The following is a 21991-nucleotide window of genomic DNA, read 5'->3' as shown; positions in this document are numbered from 1 at the left end:
GACGGTGAGGGCACGTACCACACCTGCCATCGAATTGCGTATTACACAACACGATGCACATAGCGCGTACTTTGAAAATATGGCAGTCATCACACGGGGGTGTCAATAGATTCCCGCAGTGCGACCTCCGCGTACCTGGCGTGACATCACTGCGGCGCGCGACACCATACGGAACTCCACGCAGATCCCTCTTGTACGGCCAGCGCCGTGGGCAAAAGGTGTCGGCTACAATGCTGCCCGCGTGCCAGAATCCTCACATGAGCAAGGAACGCAATGAACTGAAGAGCATCGGATACGAAATCTTCATCGGTATCCTGTCGATCCTGTCGATCGTCAATCTCGTACTCTTGTATGCGGCGCAGGACGAGTCGCTCGACACCGTACTGAGGGCGATGAACGCCCTGTTCAGCATGATCTTCGTCGCCGACTTCCTCTTCCGGATCTTCACCGCGCCATCGGCGGGCGCCTATTTCTTCAAGCACTTCGGCTGGGCCGACCTGTTGGCCAGCGTGCCTTTGGCGCAGTTCAAGATCCTGCGCGTCTTCCGGCTTGCGCGGGTGTACCGCCTGCTCCGCGATGTCGGCATCCACACGGTCGGCCGCGCGCTGCTCAAAGATCGGGCCGGCAGCTCCCTGTACATCCTGCTGATCATGGGCATTTTCGTGCTGGAATTCGGGAGCCTTGCGGTTCTCAGCGTCGAGCAGAACGCGCCGGGGGCCAACATCACGTCGGCCTCGGACTCCCTCTGGTACACGATCGTCACGATCTCGACAGTCGGATACGGTGACCAATATCCGGTCACCGATGCGGGCCGCATGATCGGGACAGGCATCATCGTCGTCGGTGTCGGCATCTTCGGCACGTTCACCGGCTACCTGGCCAACTTCTTCCTCTCCCCCAAGAAGAAGGATTCCGTACCGCCCGGCAAAGCGGCTGACACGAGTCCCGCAACGGTCGAAAGGCTCCGCCAGAGCCTCGAGGAGTCCGAGGCAAAGCTCGCCGAGATCAGAAAGCTCCTTGCCGGGCCAACCCAGTGAAAGTTTGTCCCGCAGCCGGCGCCATCAGGCCCGGCGCCTCTGTTGAAGCATCGCTCACTTCGACGGAGGCGTGAACTGGCTGGCGGTGAACTCCGCTCCCTGGGGGTCGCGGATCAGTGCCGTGCGCGTCCACTCGGTGTCGTGTTGGCGAAGGACTTGGGCGCCGAGTCGCTTCGCATCAGCCACCACTCGGTCCCGGTCGGCGACAGTGAACGAGACGTGCCAGCGCGGCAGTTCGTCTGGGGCGGTGGCCGCGACCCAGGCGATCGCATCCTCGAAGCCAGGTGGGGCAGCCAGCACTGACTGCCTCGCCCTGATGCCCGGATCAACTGTCGCCTCCAGATGATCACCGTAACCGGGCCGGCGGATCATCATCGCGAAGCCGAGGTCGTCGACCTGCCAGCCGAACGCGTCTTCATAGAACTTGATGGCCGCGCCGGGGTCGGGCGTGTGGAGATCGCTGAAATTCCAGGTCCCCGGCTGATTGGCCACCTGTGCCCCTAAACGCCGCTTGGCCTGCCAGACACGGATCTCGGCGCCCCCTGGATCGGTCAGCGCCGCACCGCGTCCGCCCTCGCCCGCATCGGCAGGAGCTGATCGCACTTTAGCGCCGGCAGCGACCAGCCGCTGCACTGCGGTATCGGCGTCCTCGACGGATACGTAGGTATTCCACGCCGCGGCACCCCGGGTGCCCGCCATCCCGGCGATGTCTTGGCCATTGAGCTTGGCTATCAAGTATCGGCCCGGCGCGCCCGCCGGCCCGGCGTCCTCGAACGTCCAGCCAAAGAGGCCGGCATAGAATGCGGCGGCCGCCTCGACGTCGGGCTGCTCGGTGTCGATCCAACACGGTACGCCCTGAGGGTAGGTCCGCTGGGTCATGTCCTGCTCCCGTCCATGGACATAGCCTAGCGAGCAGAGGCCCGGCCGGGCGCCCGACCTCTCTATTAAGTAGTCTTACTATGCACGCTTCCAGCAGAGACGAGGAGGTTGAAGTGGCCGGACATTTGGAATTGGTGGACTCCCTGGAGAGTGGTGGCGGCGTTCTGATCGTGGACGCTGAGGAGTCTTTGACGGGTCCTTCGGACCCCGGGCCGGAAAAATCCGTTATGGGCCGAGCCCTTGCCTGGTCAGGCGCATGCGGCCGCCCTCAACTGAAGGTGGGGTAGCAATGGTGCCAGGTTCAAAACCCGTAAAGAAACGCGGCGTCCTTTTCGACGTCGATGGGACCTTGATTGACTCCAGCTATTTCCACGCCCTTGCCTGGTGGCAGGCATTCCGGCGGGAGGGGCTGGACATCCAGATCTCCGCCATCCACCGCTGCGTCGGCATGGGCGGCGACAAGCTGATCGAACACTTGGTTCCCGGGTGCACCACGGACATGCAGGAAGACCTCAAATCCGCGCACGGCGCCGTGTTCTCCACGTTTTGGCCCTCCCTGCGGCCCTTCGACTCTGCCCGGGACCTCCTGGCCGCATGCTCCGGCGCCGGGCTGGCCGTGGGTTTGGCATCATCAGCTCAGGAGCGGGACTTGGACGTCACCCGGCGCCTCCTGGACGCCGGCACGTCCATCGATGCGTGGACCAGTTCCAACGACGCCGAGGAGAGCAAGCCCGCTCCCGACATTCTCCTGGCGTGCCTGGACAAGCTTGGACTCAGCCCGGCGGACGTCGTGTTTGTTGGCGACGCCGTCTGGGACGTGTTGGCCGCCGCGGCAATCGGAGTCCCCGCCATTGCCCTGACCTGCGGCGGAATCAGCGAAGCCGAACTGCGGGAAGCCGGTGCCGCCGAGGTCTACGACAATCCGCGGCACTTGTTGGAGAACCTTGAAAGCAGCGCGATTGGAAAACTAAGCGCCTAACGGCGGCACGCCGTCCGTCGCCTGAACCGCCACCCGACAGGGCAGCACGGACTGGAATTCTCAGTCCGTGCTGCCCTGCGGATGTCCTGCCTGTCTTGACCCGGGCTCTTTACCCGGGCGCGGCGGTCAGTTCGCCCCGGCGACTGCCACAGCGGCGACGGCGCCGCCTGCCGGGCCGGCGAGCCGGAGCCAGGTGTCCACCACGGTGTCCGGGTTCAAGGAGACTGAATCGATGCCTTCCCCAACCAGCCACTCGGCGAAGTCCGTGTGGTCGCTGGGACCCTGGCCGCAGATGCCGACATACTTGCCGCGCGCCTTGCAGGCCGCGATGGCCATGCTCAGGAGCTTTTTGACGGCCGGATCGCGTTCATCGAAGCCGCCCGAGACAATCGCAGAGTCCCGGTCCAGGCCCAAGGCAAGCTGGGTCATGTCATTGGAGCCGATGGAGAACCCGTCGAAGTAGTCCAGGAACTCGTCGGCGAGCAGTGCGTTGGACGGGATCTCACACATCATGATCACCTCAAGGCCGTTCTCGCCGCGGGTGAGGCCGTTCTCGGCCAGCAGTTCAATGACGCCGCGGGCCTCGTCCAGGGTCCGCACGAACGGGATCATCAGCTTGACGTTGGTCAGCCCCATCTCGTTGCGGACAAAGGACAGGGCCTCGCACTCAAGGTCGAAGCAGTCCCGGAAGGACGGCTCCAGGTACCGTGAGGCGCCGCGGAAGCCGATCATCGGGTTCTCTTCGTGCGGCTCGTAGGCGGGGCCGCCGATCAGGTTGGCGTACTCGTTGGACTTGAAGTCGGACATGCGCACAATCACGGGTTCCGGCGCGAAGGCCGCCGCGATGGTGGACACACCCTCGGCCAGGCGCTTGATGTAGTAGTCCCGCGGGCTCTCGTACGCGGCGATCCGCTGACGGATTTCCGCGGCGACGTCCGCCGGCTGCTCGTCCAGGTTCAGCAGTGCCTTGGGGTGGATGCCGATCTGGCGGTTGATGATGAATTCAAGCCGGGCCAGGCCCACTCCGTGGTTGGGCAGTTGCGCGAACGTGAACGCCTGCTCCGGGGTCCCGACGTTCATCATGACCTTGACGGGAGCCTCGGGCAGCTGGGTGATCTCGGTTTCCTCGACGCTGAAGTCCAGGAGCCCTTCGTAGATCACGCCGGTCTCACCGTCGGCGCAGGACACGGTCACGTCGAGGCCGTCGGAGAGGGCATCGGTGGCGTCCCCGGTGCCGACGACGGCGGGAATCCCCAGCTCCCGGGCAATGATGGCAGCGTGGCACGTACGCCCGCCGCGGTTGGTCACGATGGCGGAGGCACGCTTCATGATCGGTTCCCAGTCCGGGTCGGTCATGTCGGCGACCAGGACGTCGCCGGTCTTGAAGGCGGCCATCTGGTCGATCGCGGTGAGGATGCGGACGCTGCCGGCGCCGATGCGCTGGCCGATCGCGCGGCCCTCGACCAGCACTCGGCCGGTCCCGTTGAGCCGGAAACGGCTCAGGCTGCCGGAGGCCCGGCGGGACTGCACGGTCTCCGGGCGCGCCTGCAGGATGTACAGGCCGCCGTCGATCCCGTCCTTGCCCCATTCGATGTCCATGGGACGGCCGTAGTGGTTCTCGATGGCGACGGCGTGCCGGGCGAGCTGCTCGACGTCGTCGTCAGTGAGGCTGAACTGGTTCCGCAAGGACGCCTCGACCGGCACGAAGTCGATGGTGCGGCCGATTTCGCGGCTGCTCGTGTAGGTCATCTGCAGGGCCTTCTCGCCCAATCCGCGCTTGAGGATGGCGGGCCGGCCGGCCTGCAGCGCCGGCTTGTAGACGTAGAACTCGTCAGGGTTGACGGCGCCCTGGACTACGGCCTCGCCGAGGCCGTAGGAGGACGTGACGAACACGGCGTCCTGGAACCCCGACTCCGTGTCCATGGTGAACATGACGCCGGAGGCGCCGACGTCGGAGCGCACCATGCGCTGGATGCCGGCCGAGAGGGCCACCTCCGCGTGCTCGAACTTGTGGTGCACCCGGTAGGCGATCGCCCGGTCGTTGTAGAGGGACGCGAACACGTCCTTGATGGCGAGCAGGATGTTCTCGATGCCGCGGACGTTAAGGAAGGTTTCCTGCTGCCCGGCGAAGGAGGCATCGGGGAGGTCTTCCGCGGTGGCGCTGGACCGGACGGCCCAGGACAGGTCCTCAGATCCGCCATGCTTGTCCACCAACTGCTGGTAAGAGGCGCGGATCTGCGCTTCGAAGTCCGGCAGGAAGGGCGTCTCGCGCATGAAGGCCCGGATTTCCTGCCCGGCGGCTGCCAGGGCGGTGACGTCATCGGTGTCCAGGCCGACCAGCCGGTCGGCGATCTTCTGGTCCAGGCCCGACTCCGCCAGGAAGTTGCGGTAGGCATCCGCGGTGGTGGCGAAGCCGTCGGGTACCTGGACGCCGGCGGAGGTCAGGTTCTGCACCATCTCACCGAGGGAGGCGTTCTTTCCGCCCACCCGGTCCAGGTCCTTGAGTCCGAGTTCTGAGAACCACAGGATGTCTGTCGTCATAGTTACTGCTCCTTTGCAGATGATGGCATGCAAGTGCGGCGCCCCGCTCGCGGCGATGGCCGGTTGATGGGCGCAAGTCCTGTCCACAGTGACAGGTCTCCGGCACACTTGCCACATGACGTGCGCCACACTCAGTTTGTGAAACTTTTCCCTAATGCTTGAGGTTCATCCGCTGCAGGATGGTTGCCGCCATCTCCTCTACGGACACCGTGGCCGAATTCAGGTAGGGAATCCTATGGGAGACGTACAACTGCTCGGCGCTGCGCAGCTCGAAGCCGCACTGCCGCAACGACGCGTAAGGTGAGCCGCGGCGCCGTTCGGTGCGGATCTGGCTCAGGCGCAGGGGGTTGGAAGAGAGCCCGAAACACTTCTCAACGAAAGGCCGCAGCGGCTTGGGAAGACCTTCCCGTTCAAAGTCTTCGTCCACCAGCGGGAAGTTCGCGGCAAAGATGCCGTGCTGCAGCGCCAAGTACATGGTCGTGGGCGTCTTTCCGCAACGGGACGGCGCCACCAGGATGACCTGGGCCTTTTCCAGCGCCCGCAGGCTTTGGCCGTCGTCGTGCTCCATGGCGTATTCGACGGCGGCCATCCGGGATTGATACCGCTCCGCATTGCCCAGGCCGTGGGCCCTGCCGGGTTCGCCGCTGGCCGGGGAACCGAGGGCCCGCTCCAGCTGTCCGACATGGGACCCGATGAGATCCACGATGATTCCCTGGCACGTCGCCAGGACCTGGCGGATATCGCTGCTTACCGCGGTGGAAAAGACGATCGGCTGCAGGCCCGTGGCGGCCAGTTTGTCGATAGTGCCGACCACCGTCCGGGCCTGTTCGACCGTGGTGATGAAGGGGACCGTGATGCGGTCAAAGTGGTTCGCGGGGAACTGCGTCAGCAAGGTGTTGCCGAGCGTTTCCGCGGTGATGCCGGTGCTGTCCGAAAGGAAGTAGACAGGCCGTAGATCGTCTTTGGTCATGAACGCATTCTCCCCCACGCCGGGACCGGTCCGGTATCGGGCGGCCGGCGGGTCCCTACCCGGCCTCCGGTCCCGGACGTAGACTGCTCGTTTAGAACGCCACCAGCTATCCGGGAGATCGACATGAACTATGCAGGGACCGGCAACGAGAAGGCCGTCGCGGCAAGTGACCTTAATCGGACACATGTCGGACTGACTGTGAGCTTCCAGCCGGACGAATTTACCGTGGTCTTCGGCCGGATTGGCGCCCTTGCGCGCAAGGAGGGCGGCGTGACCATCGCGCTGGCCGGGGTCGACGGTACGGCTGGCCTGGCGTCCCATTACAGCCTGCCTCCCGCCCAACAGGTTTACGTACAGCCGGACATGCTCACCAATACGGAGACGACCATCAAGGATTTGTTCGGCAAGGTGCAGGAGAATCTGCGGAGCCACAAGGGAGATCAGCGGCCGGACACCGTGTAGGGCTTACTGATCCCGGACACGGTCATAGTGCTACGTGTTGAGGTCCCAGTGGACCCGGATTGCCTCGGCAACCGGTCCGGCACTGATATCGATCCGGAAAGCAACGGGCGCGGTCCCAGTTTCCTCGATGACCGCGTCATGGTAAACGCGGCCGCAGGAGGAGCACAGGGTGTAGAGATCCTCGTCCTCAGGCCACGCAGCCAGCCCCGCGGGCACGGGAACGTTTCCGCCGATGTGAACGGGCATGCCCTGTGAGTTGGCCTGGATCAATCCCTCGTTGCTTACGGTATTACCGCAAACGCAGGTGATGGTGGTGACGTCATGATCGATGACCTCGGCAAATTCGGTATCCATGATGAGCTCCCCTCAGGTTCCGCAGAACGTCCGGTACGGGCCAAAGCTTTCCGGGGCGGCAGCGGCGTAGCGCTCGAGCCCGGACCGCTCGTCGAAAGGCGCGGCGACTGCGTCCAACAACCGTGCCAGCGGATCCAGGTTTCCACCGGTAGCGGCCGTCAGGGCCTCCTCCACCAGGTGGTTCCGCGGGATGTAGACGGGGTTGACCCGGTCCATGGCGTCAGCATCCGGCGCCAAGGCACGCCAGCGCCCTAGCCAGGCGTCAAAACCTGCCGTGCCCGGAACCTGGTGCCGCGCATCGTCAGCCTGGCCGCGGGCGGCTTTGCCGAGGTGCCGGAAAAACGATGTGTAGTCCGTCCGTGACTCCTGCATCAAGGCCACAAGTTCGTCCACGAGAGGCGAGGTCACGTCGTCGTCAAGCCCGTCACGGAACCCCAGCTTGGCCCTCATGCCTGCCGACCAGGCTTCACTGTACTGCCGGCGGAACTCGCCGAGGGCCTCCACCGCGAGCTCCACCGCCTGCTCCTCGTCATCGTGGAGCAGGGGCAGAAGCGACTCCGCGAGCCGGGCTAGGTTCCACTCCGCCACCACCGGCTGATTGCGGTAGGCGTAGCGCCCGCTCTCGTCGATCGAACTGTAGACGGCGGCCGGATCGAAGCCTTCCATGAAGGCACACGGCCCGTAGTCGATCGTTTCACCCGAGATCGTCATGTTGTCGGTGTTCATGACCCCGTGAACGAACCCTACGAGCATCCACTTGGCCACCAGTGAAGCCTGGGCGGAGATGACGCCTTGGAAGAGTGCGAGATAACTGTTCGAAGCCTCCGCGGCGGCACGGTGGTGACGGGTCAGGGCGTAATCGGCGAGCCGGCGAAGGAGGCCGATGTCGCCCGTGGACCGGGCATACTGGAAGCTGCCCACCCGCAGGTGGCTGCTGGCAACCCGGGTCAGAATGGCGCCGGGCAGGAGCGTCTCGCGCTGCACCGAACGTCCCGTCCCGACGACAGCGAGGGAACGGGTCGTTGGGATGTGCAGCGCGTGCATCGCCTCGCTCACGATGTATTCGCGCAGCATAGGACCAACCACTGCCTGGCCGTCCCCGTTTCGCGCAAACGGCGTGCGTCCTGATCCCTTGAGGTGGACGTCGCGGAGCTGCCCGTCGGCGTGCCCGATCTCGCCCAGCAGGAGTGCGCGCCCGTCGCCGAGACGGGGCGCGTACCAGCCAAACTGGTGGCCGGCGTAGGCCTGCGCCACCGGACTGGCCTGGGCAGGAACGGCGTTCCCGGTCAGAAGGCGCAGACCCTCAGGACTCCGGAGAAAGGCCGGATCGAGACCCAGCTCGGCGGCGAGGTGCTCATTGAGCACCAGAAGGTGCGGCTCGGGGACCTCCTCCGCGCGCCAGGGAATGGCCATCTCCTGGAACTCCCGGGCGAAGCGGCCATCAAATGTGACGGTTGCATGCGCTGTGCCACTCATCTTTCAAGGATACCGGCGGCACCGTCAGCAATGCTGCTGGACCTGGCAGAGCAGATTCGGGCCGGTGCCATGACGCGGCACGGAGCTGGTGGGAGGATGGGCGCATGGAACTGCACATCACGGGCGACCCCGCCGCCGACCAACTGCTCAGCAATGACGCGTTCGCACTCCTCGTTGGCATGCTGCTTGACCAGCAGGTGACCATGGAGTCTGCGTTTGCCGGCCCCGAAAAGATCCGGACGCGCATCGGGTCGATGGCCCCGGCCGCAATCGCCGAATATGACCCGGCAGGCTTCGTGGAGATCTTCAAGGAGCGTCCATCCATCCACCGCTTCCCCAGCTCCATGGCCAGCCGCGTCCAGGACCTCGCCGCGACCGTAGAACGCGATTGGAAGGGGGACGCAACTGCCATCTGGAACCAGGACGACCCGGACGGCCAGGAAGTGCTGCGCAGGTTGAAGGGCTTGCCCGGCTTCGGTGAGCAAAAGGCAAAGATCTTCCTTGCATTGCTCGGCAAGCAGTGCGGCCTGAAGGCGCAAGGCTGGCGTGAGGCTGCTGGCCCCTATGGCCAGGAGAGCGCATTTCTTTCGGTCGCCGACATCGTGGACCCCGACTCGCTGAAAAGAGTGCGCGCCAGCAAGCAGGCAGCCAAGGCCGCCATCAAAGCCGCGAAGGCGTCCGAGCGCTGATTCGGAGCGCCTGGATCAAAGGTTTCCAATGGATTCGCCGGGGAACACGATTCCGAGCTGGTTCCTGATGGCGTCGGCGACGGCCATGGTCCCGATGGATTCGGCGAGCGGCCGCTGTGGAACCTCCAGCTGCCCTGCCGCAATGGCACGCGCGACGGCGGCAGCCTCGTAGTGCAGGCCCTCAAAGTGCGCTCCGGCCGGCTCCTCATAGACCAGCCGGGTGCCGTCCGGGAAGCGGACACTGAAGTTGCCTGGCATGTTGAAGGGCCCGTCAATTGTCAGTGAAGCCTCGGTGCCCACAATGGTGGCCGACGTCGGCGTGAAGTTGTGCAGTTGGGTGTTCATCATGGCCTGGCGTCCGCCGGCAAAGGACATGACGGCCGAAAGCTGGGCATTGACTCCTGATACATGCGGTTCACCGAGCGCCAGGAGTCGGTCCGGTTCGCCCAGGACGGACGTGATGAGTGAGAGCGGATAGGTGCCCAGGTCCAGCAGTGGCCCGCCCGCCAGAGCCGCGTCGAAGATCCGGTGGCTGGGGTCAAAGTGCTCACCGTATTCGGCGAAGACCGTAGTGAGGTCCCCGAGCATTCCGGAGTCGAGCACTTGTCGGATGACGTCGAACTTGGGCAGGAAAAATGTCCACATGGCTTCGGCGGCGAACAGGCCGGCGGCGGCGGCCCGTTTGGCGATGCCTGCAGCCTGCGCGCGGTTGATGCCGATCGGCTTTTCGACCAGAACGTGCTTGCCGGCGTCGAGCGCCATGAGGGCGGCCTCGTAGTGGAAGTTGTGCGGCGTGGCCACGTAGACGATGTCGACGTCGGCGGCCGCCAGTTCCTCATAGCTGCCGAAGGCAGCGGGGATGCCGTGCCGTCCGGCAAAGGCTTCGGAACGGTCCAGCGAGCGGGATCCGATTGCGGCAATCACCTGCGAGGTGTGCGCCTGGACGGATTCCGTAAAGCGCTCCGCTATCCAGCCGGGACCCATAATCCCCCAGCGGAGCGGGGGTGCGGCTCGGGAATCCGGGACCCGGGACACCGGGAGTGATGAGTTCCCGGTCATCTGCGGGCCGCCATGGTCTTGACATCGATTCGCATGAGAGTCACTGCCCTTTTCCTAGATTTGTCCTGACATAATAACAAATCGCTTCATTCGGGAAAAGCCCCTGATGAAAGCGCGAGTTCGCCCATAGCCGCCCGACCCCAGGGCGCCGGCGGATACTTTGAGCGCATGTCAATACAAACTCTTGACGGTGCCGTTAGAGCGCTCTAACGTTGAAGGTGCGTGATCCAGCACACTCCCGGGAACGCTCCCAATTCAAAGTCCGCCGTTCAGGTCGGCCGAATCGAGGAAGTCAACAATGTCGTTGCACACAGCAAGCTCGCCCGCATCGGGCTCAAAACACCGCGGGTATCTCGCCCGTCTCACTGTCATCTCCACACTCGGCGGACTCCTGTTCGGCTACGACACCGGAGTGATCTCCGGTGCGTTGCTCTACATGCAGGACTCCCTGAGCATGAGCCCGGTCGAAGAGGCCACCGTCGTCAGCGCACTGCTCTTTCCCGGCGCCGCGGTGGGCGCGCTGAGCGGCGGCAAGCTCGCCGATAAGCTCGGGCGGCGCGGCACGCTGCTCGTCTGCGCGCTGCTCTTTCTCGTCGGCGCGATAGGCTGCGCCATCGCACCGACGGTTGGGTTCATGGTCGTGGCCCGCGTCATCCTCGGTCTTGGCGTCGGCGCCGCCGCCGTAACGTGCCCCCTCTACCTGGCAGAAATGGCGCCCGCACATCTGCGCGGGCGCATGGTCACCATCAACGAACTGATGATCGTTACCGGCCAGATGCTTGCTTTTGCCATCAACGCACTCCTCGACGCCGTCATCCACGACTCCGAGGTCTGGCGCATCATGCTTGGGGTTGCGTCCATCCCCGCCATCGCACTGCTGATCGGCATGCTCGCCCTGCCCGAATCACCGCGCTGGTTCGCGATCCGCGACAGGCTCGACGAGAGCCGGCGCATCCTCAACTTCAGCCGCAGCCCGGAGGAAGCCGACTTCGAGTTCAAGGAAATCGTCGAGTCCGCGAACACTGCCCGGAATGAGCGCTCCAGTGCCTGGCGCGACCTGAAGAACAATCCCTGGATGCGCCGGCTTCTCTGGGTGGGCATCGGGCTCGCCGTGGCCCAGCAGGCGACGGGCATCAATACCGTGAACTATTACGCGCCCACGATCCTCGAGCGCAGCGGCCTCGGTGTGAGCGCCTCGCTCGTGGCCACCATCGCCGTCGGCGTGACGTCGGTGCTGATGACCGTCCTGGGCATCTGGCTGCTGGGCTTCGTCGGGCGCCGGCGCATGCTGGTCATTGGCTTCTCCGGGGTCGTGGCTTCGCAGGCACTCCTCGCCGTCGTCTTCACGCTCCCCCAGTCGGACCTCGTCAGTTACACCATTCTGGCGGCGATGATGCTGTTCGTGGCCTTCGTGCAGTGCTTCATCGGCACCTGCGTGTGGCTATTGCTCTCCGAGATCTTCCCGCTGGCCATCCGCGGCTTCGCGATGGGCATTGCGGTGTTCGCGCTCTGGACCGTGAACGCGGCAATCTCCTTCCTTTTCCCGATCCTGGTTGTCGCCCTGGGCTCAACGGGGACGTTCACCGTGTTTGTGCTGGTGAACATTGTTTCCCTGATCTTCGTGGCGAAATTCGTGCCGGAGACGAAGGGTCAATCCTTGGAAGAACTGGAGGTGCACTTCCGCACCGGAGGCATCCCAATCATCGCGCCTCCCGCGGCACCTGGCGAGAAGGCGGTATCCCTCTGAGAATTGAACGTCCGCAGCCGTAGCCGCCGGTACCTCACCACGGGACAGGCATGCGGCCGGCGTCAGGCAGCAGCGGAACCGGTGCGCGTGCCCATGGGGGCTGCGGCCGGAACTGCTGTGTTTCCCGCGGTACGCTTGCCGGCAGGAGGCCATTTGTCCAGGAGCGAACTGAACCAGCATGGGGCGGCCAAGCGCGCCACCATTGAGGATGTGGCGCGCGAAGCCGGCGTATCTCGCGCACTCGTTTCCCTGGTGCTGCGGGGTTCACCCAAGGTGAGTGAACAAAAAAGAGACGCCGTCGCCACCGCGATAGCCGCACTCGATTACAGGCCCAGCAATGCGGCCCGCTCGCTCGCCAGCGGACGGACGCAAACAGTGGGAGTCCTGCTGGACGACCTCGCCAATCCCTGGTTCGTGGAGCTCCTCGACGGCATGCAGAACATTTTCCGGGAGCAGAACCTTCGGATGGTCCTCGGCGATCCCCGCTATCTGGCCCGCCCGGGGGAAAGCCCGGTGTCCGCCTTCATGGAACTGCGCGTCGACGGCCTCGTCATCGCCGGAGATTTCAACGCCGATGAAGACCTCACACGCGCCACGCTGCACACGCCAGCCGTCGTCGCCGGCACGCGCGGCTTCGACCTCCCGGCGGCGGACCGCGTCACCAACGACGACGCCGCCGGCGCCCGGATGGCCGTCGAACACCTGATTGGTCTCGGCCACAGCGACATTGCGTTCCTCACCGCTCCCACCGGGTCCGCTGCCGTGCGGGCCGACGCCTACAGGGACACGATGACCCGCCACGGCTTGCAGGACTACATCCGGGTGATAGCCACGGACTTGAGTGAACATTCCGGCTTTGAGGCAATGAGCCGCCTCATCGACAGCGGTCTACCCCCCTCAGCGGTCTTCGCCGCCAACGACATCCTCGCCGTCGGGGCACTCTCGGCCGCCGACGAGCATGGCATCAGCATCCCGGCACAGCTCTCACTGGTCGGATACGACAACACCTATCTCGCCGGGATCCGGCACGTCTCCCTGACCACCGTCGACCCGGTCAGCCGGGACGTAGGCATCCGAGCCGCAGAGTTTCTCCTCGCCCGCATCGCCGACCCCTCCCTGCCGCCACGTACCGACGTGCTGGTCCCGCGCCTCGTCGTTCGAAACACCACCGCTCCCCCTGCCCACACCTGACTGGCGGCCGGAGCAAGAATGAGTCACGAGTCCTTTCCGGGCTCGTAGGTGCCGGCGCTCCATTCCTGTCCTTGGGGATCGAGCACCCGGCAGCGCCGGGTGCCCCATGGGGTGTCTTCGGGCTCGATCACTGAGGTTCCGCCCGCGGCGAGGGCCTTCTGATGAAATGCGCCGACGTCCTCAACCAGCAGATATAGTCCCTGGCCGGTCGATCGACCGACAAGTGGCGGCCGCCGGTAGTCGGCGTCGTTACTTGCCACCATTAGCACGGCCTCCCCCATGCAGATCTCGGCGTGCAGCACCGTCCCTGCAGCGCCGTCCTGCCGGTGAATGACGTCAAAGCCCACTGCCTGGAGCCAGTCCAGGGCTGCGGGTGCGTCACTGTAGCTGAGATAGGCGAATAACTTGGCGTCCATGCCGGAATGCTATTCCCAAGCGCAGCCGGCCGGAACTAGCGTGGCGGAATGAACTCGTCCAAGGCCCCCGCCGAGATCCTCACCATTGGCGGCAACGAGGTCCGCATCTCGAGTCCGGCCAAGGTGGTGTTCCCCGACCCCGGGCTGACCAAGCTCGACCTGGTCCGCTACTACCTCACCGTCGCCGACGGTGCGTTGCGGGGCGCAGGCGGACGGCCCATGGTGCTCAAGCGCTTCCCGAAGGGGATCGGCGCCGAGCCGTTCTTTCAGAAGCGCGTGCCCGAAAACCACCCCGGCTTCATCGACACGGCGACGCTGCATTACGCGTCCGGCACATCAGCCGAAGAGGCCGTCATCAGGGATGCTGCGGGCTTGGCGTGGGTCGTGAATCTTGGATGCTTGGACCTCAACCCGCACCCCGTGCGTGCCGAGGACCTCGAACACCCCGACGAGCTCCGGGTCGACCTCGACCCGATGCCGGGGGTCGAGTGGGCGCAGATCGTTGACGTCGCCTATGTCGCGCGGGAGGTGCTCGACGACGTGGGGCTGGTGGGGTGGCCGAAAACGAGCGGTTCGCGGGGACTCCACATCCTCGTGCGCATCGCGCCCCAGTGGTCATACAGCGACGTGCGGCTCGCCGCCGAGACCCTCGCCCGCGAGGTCGAGAACCGCGCTCCGGGCCTCGCCACCGCGCGGTGGTGGAAGGAGGAGCGCGGCGAGAGTGTGTTCGTCGACTTCAATCAGAACGCCAAGGACCGCACCGTGGCATCGGCGTACTCGATCCGGCCCCTGCCCGACGCCCGGGTCTCGACTCCGCTCACTTGGGACGAGGTTACCTCCAGTCGGCCGGAACAATTCACGGTGCCCACGGTGCTTGAACGCTACGCAGCGATGGGCGACCCCCACGCCGGGATCGACGACGCGGTTGGGGCGCTCGACAGACTCATCACCCTGGCTGCCGAGCTCGGCCCCGCCGAGAAGCCACCGCGCGGCGGCGACGGCCTGGGCCGCCGGCAGTCGGTGATGCCGCTCATCGAGGTGGCACGGACCAAGACCAAGCCCGAGGCACTGGCGGCGCTCGAGGAATGGAAGACCCGGCATGCAGACCTCCTGCCGAACCTGCACCCCGCGGACATACTCGTCGACGGAATGCGGGGTTCGAGTTCGCTCTGGTACCGGGTGCGGGTGAACCTGCAGCATGTCCCGGAAAAGGAGCGTCTGCCACAGGAGGACCTCATCGCAGACTACGACCCCTGGGCGGGCAAAGAGTGGCCCGGGCGCCCGGGGTCCTGACCACTGGGTCCTGACACCGGCTCCTGACACCACCGGACTGCGTTCAGGCGTCCTGAGGCTTGTCCGGCTGCCCCAGCGTGTCTGCGTGGCGATGGGCGACCTTCCACTCGCCATCCTCGCGCCGGTAGACCTGAGTCACGCGCAGCGTGTAGTCGCTGGGCTCTCCGTTCACCGAGGCGCTTGTATGCTCGTAGCCGACGGTATAGGCCATGTCCCCGATCACGTCGGCAGCAATCACTTCGTGCGTGTATGACGTGCAATGTGAGAACGATGCTTCCAGTTGACGGAAGATGTGCCCCACGTCCTCGGCACCGCTGCCGGACATCCACGCGCCGAGCACGGAGACGGGCTCTCTTCGTGACCAGATGGCGAACCGCGGCGCGGCATCGCCGTTATGCAGGGCGGTCTCGGCGTCTTTGAGACGCGAGCCAACCCAGGCCATGAAGTCATCCCGCTCGCTCACGTCGGACCTCCAAAGGGCTCATTGTCCGTCAACGGCCGGATAGGTCCATCGCCGTCCAGGCCATCGCGGCCCCGCCATCCTAAGCCTGCCTCGTGGTGGCTGCAAGGGCTCTACTGGAGGCGCCGCAGCGAACTCGGCGAACTGGAAATCAGCCGACGGACGACCCGGGCAGCCGGAGTCAGTCACTGGCTCATCGACACCGGAGTCAACACCGGGGCCATGCTCGATCCACCCGGAATGGCGGAAACTGCCGGAGCCACCGTCCGCGAGATCTGGCGCAACGCGATTACAGCCATCTTCGGCCAGTGGATTGACGACGACGAGTGGTCGGACGCCGATGCCCGCCGCGTTGTGGAGCTGGTTGCGCGGGAGAACGCCCGAAGGGTCTCCGGACTGCCGTAACGGGACCCCACCACGGTCATTGTCCACACGTTAAAGCAAGAACCCCTCTGACGAGGGGTTTTGCTGTCACTCAACGGCTGCGCTAGTGCTCGGTGTCTGCCGCCTTCTTGGCGTCTTTCTCGGCGTCCTTCTCGGCGCGCAAAGCCTCCGCGTCGTGCTTTTCCTCGGCTTTCTCCTGGTGGATGACCTCTGCGAAGAGCTTCTCCATCTCTTTGGCCACGCCGGCGGCTGAGGCCGGGTTCTGCCCGGTCACCAGCCGGTCGTCAGCCACAACCTTCTCCTCAAAGACAGCAGCGGCGACGTGCGTGGCGCCCTGTTCCTCAAGCCGGTCGGCCAAGAAGAACGGAATGACCTTGTCCTTCCCCGCGGCAACCTCCTCGTCGTTGGTGAAGGCGGCCACCTTACGGCCCTCGACAAGGCGAAGCCCGTTCTTCAATTCCACGTTCAGCAGGCCGGCCGGTCCGTGGCAAACCGCGCCCACCAGGCCGCCGGCGTTGTAGACGCTGGCCACCAGATCCTGCAAGCCTTTGCTGTCCGGGAAGTCCCACATGGTGCCGTGGCCGCCCACGAGATAGACGGCGTCGTACTGGTCGGGATCAACGACGTCGACGCGGGCAGTGTTATAGAGACCGGCGCGCGTGGTCTCGTCCTCCGTGAAGGCGACCTGGATGGGATCTTCCGAGTCCACCTCGTCGCGCGGGGGCTGGCCGCCCTGGATGGACGCGAAGTCGACGAAATGCCCGGCATCCTTGAAGACCTTCCACGGATGTGCGGCCTCGGCCACGTTGTAGCCGGTCTTCTCTCCGGTATCGCCGATCTCGGAAACGCTGGTCAGTACCATGAGGATTTTCTTCATGAAGTCTTCCTTTCGTCCAGCTTCCACCCTACGCCCAGCCCACTTCGGGCCCTCAGCGCCCGAAGCGGTATCGGCTAGTTCGATGACACATCGATCAGCACCTTGCCGACGATGCCCTCTTCCACGGCCGTGTGGGCCGCCGCCATGTCAGCCAGGTCAAAGCGATGCAGCGGCAGCCCCGCGGCCTCTCCCACCGGAAGGGCGCCGTCGGCGATGGCCGCATTGATGTCCTCGGCGGCGGCTTGCACGGCCGCCATGCCAACGGTGTAGAGCAGCACAAACTGGTAGCGGACGTTGAGGCTGAAATGCCGGCGCACGTCCAGGCTCACCTGATCGCCGCCGTTATTGGCGTAGACGGCGACGGAGCCGCGGTTGCGGATCACCGCCAGGTCCAGTTCCGAGTTCTGCGCGGGTGCCACCTCCACGATCTGGTCGACGCCGTCGGGAGCGATCCGGCGGATCTCCGCGGCCGCGTCGGTATCCCGGTAATTGATGACGTGATCGGCGCCGGCGGCCGTGGCCAGCGCAGCCTTCGCCGGTCCGCTCACGGTCGTGATCACAGCGGCGCCGGCCCACTTGGCCAGCTGGATCGCCGCATGGCCCACGGCGCCTGCCCCTCCAGCGACGAGGACCACTTTGCCGTCCAAGGCACCCGGGTGCAGCCGCCGCGGGCCGTCCTCGGCGATGGTCAGGGCCCGGTGGGCGGTGATTGCGGGAACACCCAGGCTTGCGCCGAGGTCGAACCCGGCGTTCTCCGGCAGCGGAAAAACCCGTTCGGCCGGCAGGACGGCGAACTCCTGCGCTGTCCCGCCGTCGGCGCGCTGGTAGGCGGCCAGGGCCAGCCAGACCCTGTCACCGAGGTGGAGATGCTCGACGCCGGGTCCGACGGCGTCCACCACTCCGGCGCCGTCCTGGTTCGGCACGACCTCCGCGAAGGGCAAGGCCTCGCCCGGTTTGGCGCCGCGGCGCGACTTCCAGTCGGTGGGGTTCACCGCGGAGACCATGATCCGAACGCGCACCTCCCCGCGCCCCGGGTCGCGGATCTCGCGGTCGACGAGCTCGAGAACGGACGGATCGCCGGTGGCGCGGTACACGATTGCTTTCATACTCAGACCAAACACCGGCCCTCACCGAAAATTCCCGCCGGGCGCGGAAACGGTGATGCCATCGGGCGGCTGCGTGATCAGGCCTGCTGGGCAGGTGACGGGACGGGCATCGTGCCGAGCTCGGCGGACCGTGGCGGATTGGCGCCCTGCCGGGAGCAGGTGATGGCCGCGGCGCGGTTGGCGTACGCGGCGAGGGCATTCATCTCAGCCGGAGTGAGGTTTTGGAGTCGTTGCCTGCCGCTGGTGCCGAGCGCGTCGAGTTGGGACAGTCCGGAGATCAGGCCTGCCATGAAGGAGTCGCCTGCCCCAACGGTGTCCGCCACAGTGATGGGTTCGGCGGCCATCTCCACCCTGCCTGGGCGGGCCAGGACGACTGGGCCGGAGGCGCCGCGTGTCAGGGCTACGATCGCGGGGCCGAGTTCCAGCCATGCTGCCATGGTTTGCTCCGGGGTCCGGTCCGGGTAGAGCCAGCTCAAGTCTTCGTCGCTGGCTTTGACGATGTCGCTGGCCGTCACGAACAGTTCCGCCCGGTTACGCGCCTCCGCAGCGTCGGGACTGATAGCGGGCCGGCAATTCGGGTCGTAGCTGACCGTCGCGTGCTTTCGTGCGGCCTTCACCAAGGCCAAGGTGGCCTTGTCTCCCGGTCGAAGCATGGTGGCGATCGATCCGGTGTGGACGTGGGTGGAGCCTTCAACGGCGGCCAGGGCGGGCAGGGACGCCCCGTTGATGTCCCAGTCGATGGAGAAGGTGTAGTGGGCGGCACCGTCAGTGCCCAGGGCCGCGAGGGCCGTCGACGTCGCTGAGGTCCCTCCGTTAATCACCCGGACGTTGTTCGACCGGAGGTGCTGATCGATCATCAGCCCGTACCGGTCCTCGGCGTAGTGGGTCACCAGGGTCGTCTGCAGGTCCAGGCGGGCCGCCCCCACCGCCACGTTGAGGGGGCTGCCGCCCGGATGGGCCTGGATCTTTTCCGGCCGGCGGGGGTCGCTGATGATGTCGACGAGTGATTCGCCGATGACGATCACCATGGTTTCACTTGCTGGCATGGCTGCTTCCCTGCTGTCTTCTTCTCAGCGGCCCGGGTAGACCACGGCTTTGAGCTGGCCGGGCTGCCTGCCGGCCTGGAGCGCATCGTCCGATTCGGCGAGGGCGAATTTGCCGGTGACGAGGATGTCCAGGTCCACCTTGCCGTCGGCGATGAGCTGGATGGCCAGCGGCCAGGTGTTGGTGTAGCGGAACACGCCGGAGAGCCAGATCTCCCGGTTCTGGATGTAGGAGACGGGGAGTTCGACGTCGTCGGCCCCGAGCCCCACCAGGATGACCCGGCCGGCCGGTCCAACGGCTTTGATCCCGGAACGGACGGCCTGCGGGGCGCCGGAGGCGTCGATGAAGGCATCGACGTCGAGCCCTTCGACACTGTCCGTCAAGGCGTTCAAGGCATGGGTGGCGCCGTGTTGGAGGGCGAAGGCCAGCCGGTCGTCTGCAATGTCGCTGATGTAGATTTCGGTGGCGCCAAAGGCGCGGGCGGCTTGGGCGGCGATGATGCCGATGGGGCCGGCGCCGGCGATCAGGACCCGGCTGCCCGGCTTGATCTGGGCGCGTTCGCAGGCCCAGAGGCCGACGGAGAGCGGTTCAATGAGGGCTGCCGCCTCGTCGCTGACGCTGTCCGGGATGTCGAAGGCAAAGTCGCTCTGGATTCTCACGTATTCGGTGAAGGCGCCGTCGATCGGCGGCGTGGCGTAGAACTCGATGTCGGGGCAGAGGTTGTAGCGTCCGGCTTTGCACTGCTTGCATGTGCGGCAGGGCCGCTGGGGCTCGACGGCGACCCGCTGGCCGATGCGGGCGGGGTCGACGTCGCTGCCGACGGCGGCGATACGTCCGGAGAGTTCGTGGCCGAGGATCAGCGGGTGGTCCACGACGTAGTCGCCGATCCGGCCGTGTTCGTAGTAGTGGACGTCGCTGCCGCACACGCCGACGGCGGCGACTTGGACGAGGACCTGGTCCGCGTCCAGCTGCGGGACGGGCAGGGCTTCCATGGCCATGGCGCCCTGGCGTTCGAGGACGGCGGCGCGCATGGTGGCCGGCACTTCGGGATGCCTGGGCCTGCGGGACTGGGCGGTTGATGTGGTCATCGGAGGAATCCTTTGCGGTTTGAAGAGGGGTGGCGGGCTATTTGACGGCGCTATTTCACGGCGCCCAGGGAGAGGCCTTGGACGAGTTTGTCCTGGGCTGCGAAACCGGCGAACAGCACCGGCAGGGAGATCACGACGGCGGCGGCGCAGACCTTGGCAATGAACAGGCCCTGGCCTGAAACGAAGCCGGTGAGGAACACCGGGGCGGTGCCGGCCACGACGCCGGTGAGGACCCGGGCCAGGAGGAGTTCGTTCCAGCTGAAGATGAAGCAGATCAGGGCGGTCGCGGCGATGCCGGGCATCGCCACGGGTGCGATGACCTTGCGGAGCGTGAGCAGCAAGGTGGCGCCGTCGATCTGGGCAGCCTCGAGCATTTCGACCGGCACTTCGGCAAGGAAGGACCGCATCATCCACACGGCGATGGGCAGGTTCATCGAGGTGTACATCAGGACCAGGAACCAGATGTTGTCCAGCGCGCCGGCGGTTTTGGCGAACAGGTAGAGCGGCAGGACTGCGGCGACCACGGGCATCATCTTCGTAGAGAGGAAGAAGAACAGAACGTCGGTCCACTTTTTCACCGGCCGGATCGACAGGGCGTACGCGGCGGGGATGGCCAGCAGCAGGACCAGGACGGTGGAGAAGATCGAGGCGGTGGCGGAGTTGATCAGCGAGGGCCAGGGGCTGACGCCGGACGTTGCGCCGAAGAACTCCTTGTAGGCATCCAGGTTGAGGTCGGCGGCGATGGACGGCGGGTTCGTGGCGGCGTCGATTTCGGAGTGGAACGAGGTCAGGATCATCCACAGGACCGGCACCGCGAACAGCAGGGCCAGCAGCCAGGCGGCGATGCCGGCGGCGGTGTTGTTGCGGGTAGGGTCCATGCGTGACTTGCGCCGGCGTCGTGATCCCGTGGTCGGGGTGGACGGGGTGGGGACTGATGACCTGGGCCCGGCGGGGGTGAGGGTGCTCATCGTGCTGCCTCCTTCTTGAAGAGCGAGAATACGGTGCGGAGTGCGAAGGTCGCCACGATGATGGTGCCGATGACCACCACGACGCCGGCCGCTGAGGCCAGGCCATATTCGTTGGCGTAGTAGAACGTCTCGTAGATGGCGTAGGGCAGGTTGGCCGTTCCCAGGCCGCCGGAGGTGATGACGAAGGTGGCGTCGAAGTTCTGCACGATGTAGATGGCCCCGAGCAGTCCGCCGAGTTCCAGGTACTGGCGCAGGTGCGGCAGGGTAAGGTGGCGGAAAATTGCCCAGGGAGTGGCGCCGTCCATCTGGGCAGCTTCGACGGTGTCCATCGGACGGGACTGCAGGCCGGCGAGCAGGATGAGCATCATGAACGGGGTCCACTGCCAGACCAGCGAGACGATGATGGCCATCAGGGGCGCCGAAGACAGCAGGTCCGGCTGCGGCGGGTTGTCGGAGCCGAAGAGCGACCAGATCCAGGTGAGGGAGCCGTTGATCAGGCCGTAGACGGGGTTGAGGATGGCGTGCTTCCAGATGAGCGCCGCGGCGACCGGAACGATGAGGAAGGGTGCGATCAGCAGGGTCCGGGCCAGTCCGCGGCCGATGAACTTCTTGTCCAGGAGCAGGGCCAGCCCGAGTCCGAGGACCAGGCTGACCAGGACCACCGAGACGGTCTCGACGATGGTGGTGAGGATTGCCTGGAGCATGTAGGGGTCGGTAACCACCTGGATGTAGTTCTCGAATCCGGCGAATCCGGTCGTGTCCGGGCTCAGGCTGTTCCAGTTCATGAACGAGATGATCAGGGTCACCACGAACGGAAGCTGGGTGACGACGATGAGGAAGATCAGGGCCGGCAGCAGCGGTGCCCGCCGTGCCCAGGCCACTGCACGTTCCCGCGCCCTGGTGTTCTTGGAAGGTTTGGCTGTGCTGCTCCCGTGCCGGGAGACGCGCGCCGTTGCGGTAGTCATAATGTT

22 protein-coding genes are annotated in these 21991 nt (G+C 65.5%); 8 read left to right on the top strand and 14 right to left on the bottom strand.

The genetic code is table 11. The features are described 5' to 3' along the window. Positions 1–257 precede the first annotated feature (257 nt). Complete coding sequence (locus ABH915_RS10895) at positions 258–1037, top strand: ion transporter (protein ID WP_370120991.1); 780 nt, start codon at positions 258–260, stop codon at positions 1035–1037. A 54-nt stretch (positions 1038–1091) separates the two neighbouring features. Here ABH915_RS10895 and ABH915_RS10890 read toward each other — a convergent pair whose 3' ends face one another. Beyond that, positions 1092–1916 (bottom strand): VOC family protein, encoded by an 825-nt coding sequence (locus ABH915_RS10890; RefSeq protein ID WP_370120988.1) that lies wholly within the window; start codon positions 1914–1916, stop codon positions 1092–1094. A gap of 289 nt (positions 1917–2205) precedes the next feature. On the opposite strand from ABH915_RS10890, the gene ABH915_RS10885 reads away from it, so the two are divergent. Next, positions 2206–2895, top strand: a complete 690-nt coding sequence (locus ABH915_RS10885) for an HAD family hydrolase (RefSeq protein ID WP_370120985.1) — start codon at positions 2206–2208, stop codon at positions 2893–2895. A gap of 126 nt (positions 2896–3021) precedes the next feature. Here ABH915_RS10885 and ppsA read toward each other — a convergent pair whose 3' ends face one another. Next, positions 3022–5436, bottom strand: a complete 2415-nt coding sequence (gene ppsA, locus ABH915_RS10880) for a phosphoenolpyruvate synthase (RefSeq protein WP_370120982.1) — start codon at positions 5434–5436, stop codon at positions 3022–3024. Between the two features lie 151 nt (positions 5437–5587). Beyond that, positions 5588–6406: a pyruvate, water dikinase regulatory protein gene (locus tag ABH915_RS10875; RefSeq protein WP_370120979.1), complete on the bottom strand. Its 819-nt coding sequence runs from the start codon at positions 6404–6406 to the stop codon at positions 5588–5590. A gap of 123 nt (positions 6407–6529) precedes the next feature. Between ABH915_RS10875 and ABH915_RS10870 the strand changes: the two genes are divergently transcribed. Further along, entirely contained in the window at positions 6530–6868 is a 339-nt protein-coding gene (locus tag ABH915_RS10870) for a hypothetical protein (protein ID WP_370120976.1), read from the top strand. Positions 6869–6898: 30 nt separating this feature from the next. Here ABH915_RS10870 and ABH915_RS10865 read toward each other — a convergent pair whose 3' ends face one another. Together ABH915_RS10865 and ABH915_RS10860 are read right to left on the bottom strand one after the other, a co-directional pair. Beyond that, positions 6899–7222, bottom strand: coding sequence for a hypothetical protein (locus tag ABH915_RS10865; protein ID WP_370120973.1), 324 nt, complete (start codon positions 7220–7222; stop codon positions 6899–6901). Between the two features lie 12 nt (positions 7223–7234). Then, positions 7235–8698: a YdiU family protein gene (locus ABH915_RS10860; RefSeq protein WP_370120970.1), complete on the bottom strand. Its 1464-nt coding sequence runs from the start codon at positions 8696–8698 to the stop codon at positions 7235–7237. Positions 8699–8802: 104 nt separating this feature from the next. Here ABH915_RS10860 and ABH915_RS10855 point away from each other — a divergent pair, with 104 nt between their 5' ends. After that, complete coding sequence (locus tag ABH915_RS10855) at positions 8803–9387, top strand: HhH-GPD-type base excision DNA repair protein (RefSeq protein ID WP_370120967.1); 585 nt, start codon at positions 8803–8805, stop codon at positions 9385–9387. A gap of 15 nt (positions 9388–9402) precedes the next feature. Here the strand turns inward: ABH915_RS10855 and ABH915_RS10850 are convergent, their stop codons facing one another. After that, a complete protein-coding gene (locus tag ABH915_RS10850) occupies positions 9403–10446 on the bottom strand; it encodes a Gfo/Idh/MocA family protein (RefSeq protein ID WP_370120965.1) in 1044 nt (347 codons plus the stop codon). Between the two features lie 298 nt (positions 10447–10744). Here ABH915_RS10850 and ABH915_RS10845 point away from each other — a divergent pair, with 298 nt between their 5' ends. Together ABH915_RS10845 and ABH915_RS10840 are read left to right on the top strand one after the other, a co-directional pair. Further along, positions 10745–12193 (top strand): sugar porter family MFS transporter, encoded by a 1449-nt coding sequence (locus tag ABH915_RS10845; protein ID WP_370120962.1) that lies wholly within the window; start codon positions 10745–10747, stop codon positions 12191–12193. Positions 12194–12346: 153 nt separating this feature from the next. Continuing rightward, the gene (locus ABH915_RS10840) at positions 12347–13384 is read left to right on the top strand and encodes a LacI family DNA-binding transcriptional regulator (RefSeq protein ID WP_370120959.1); all 1038 of its coding nucleotides are present in this window, start codon (positions 12347–12349) and stop codon (positions 13382–13384) included. 23 nt (positions 13385–13407) lie between these two features. On the opposite strand, the gene ABH915_RS10835 is transcribed toward ABH915_RS10840, so the two are convergent. Further along, positions 13408–13800, bottom strand: coding sequence for a VOC family protein (locus ABH915_RS10835; protein WP_370120956.1), 393 nt, complete (start codon positions 13798–13800; stop codon positions 13408–13410). A 48-nt stretch (positions 13801–13848) separates the two neighbouring features. On the opposite strand from ABH915_RS10835, the gene ligD reads away from it, so the two are divergent. Next, positions 13849–15093 carry a non-homologous end-joining DNA ligase gene (gene ligD, locus ABH915_RS10830; RefSeq protein WP_370120953.1) on the top strand — a complete coding sequence of 415 codons (1245 nt, stop codon included), beginning with the start codon at positions 13849–13851 and terminating at the stop codon, positions 15091–15093. 43 nt (positions 15094–15136) lie between these two features. Here the strand turns inward: ligD and ABH915_RS10825 are convergent, their stop codons facing one another. Continuing rightward, the gene (locus ABH915_RS10825; protein ID WP_370120950.1) at positions 15137–15556 is read right to left on the bottom strand and encodes a nuclear transport factor 2 family protein; all 420 of its coding nucleotides are present in this window, start codon (positions 15554–15556) and stop codon (positions 15137–15139) included. A 219-nt stretch (positions 15557–15775) separates the two neighbouring features. On the opposite strand from ABH915_RS10825, the gene ABH915_RS10820 reads away from it, so the two are divergent. Next, positions 15776–15958, top strand: coding sequence for a hypothetical protein (locus ABH915_RS10820; protein WP_370120947.1), 183 nt, complete (start codon positions 15776–15778; stop codon positions 15956–15958). Between the two features lie 82 nt (positions 15959–16040). Here the strand turns inward: ABH915_RS10820 and ABH915_RS10815 are convergent, their stop codons facing one another. The 6 genes from ABH915_RS10815 to ABH915_RS10790 all read right to left on the bottom strand — a co-directional run bounded on the left by ABH915_RS10815 (position 16041) and on the right by ABH915_RS10790 (position 21985). Beyond that, entirely contained in the window at positions 16041–16814 is a 774-nt protein-coding gene (locus ABH915_RS10815) for a type 1 glutamine amidotransferase domain-containing protein (protein WP_370120944.1), read from the bottom strand. Between the two features lie 74 nt (positions 16815–16888). Beyond that, positions 16889–17920 (bottom strand): NADPH:quinone reductase, encoded by a 1032-nt coding sequence (locus ABH915_RS10810; protein ID WP_370120941.1) that lies wholly within the window; start codon positions 17918–17920, stop codon positions 16889–16891. Between the two features lie 77 nt (positions 17921–17997). Beyond that, complete coding sequence (locus tag ABH915_RS10805) at positions 17998–18966, bottom strand: carbohydrate kinase (RefSeq protein WP_370120937.1); 969 nt, start codon at positions 18964–18966, stop codon at positions 17998–18000. A 24-nt stretch (positions 18967–18990) separates the two neighbouring features. Further along, positions 18991–20052, bottom strand: coding sequence for an NAD(P)-dependent alcohol dehydrogenase (locus ABH915_RS10800; RefSeq protein ID WP_370120934.1), 1062 nt, complete (start codon positions 20050–20052; stop codon positions 18991–18993). 50 nt (positions 20053–20102) lie between these two features. Then, entirely contained in the window at positions 20103–21020 is a 918-nt protein-coding gene (locus tag ABH915_RS10795) for a carbohydrate ABC transporter permease (RefSeq protein ID WP_370120931.1), read from the bottom strand. Beyond that, entirely contained in the window at positions 21017–21985 is a 969-nt protein-coding gene (locus tag ABH915_RS10790; RefSeq protein ID WP_026536777.1) for a carbohydrate ABC transporter permease, read from the bottom strand. The genes ABH915_RS10795 and ABH915_RS10790 overlap by 4 nt, the downstream gene beginning before the upstream one ends. Between the last annotated feature and the right edge of the window lie 6 nt (positions 21986–21991).

The organism is Arthrobacter sp. MW3 TE3886 (assembly GCF_041262145.1).
Taxonomy (GTDB): Bacteria; Actinomycetota; Actinomycetes; order Actinomycetales; family Micrococcaceae; genus Arthrobacter.
The sequence above is the reverse complement of the archived record's forward strand: the minus strand, read 5'-3'. Positions and strand labels throughout refer to the sequence as shown.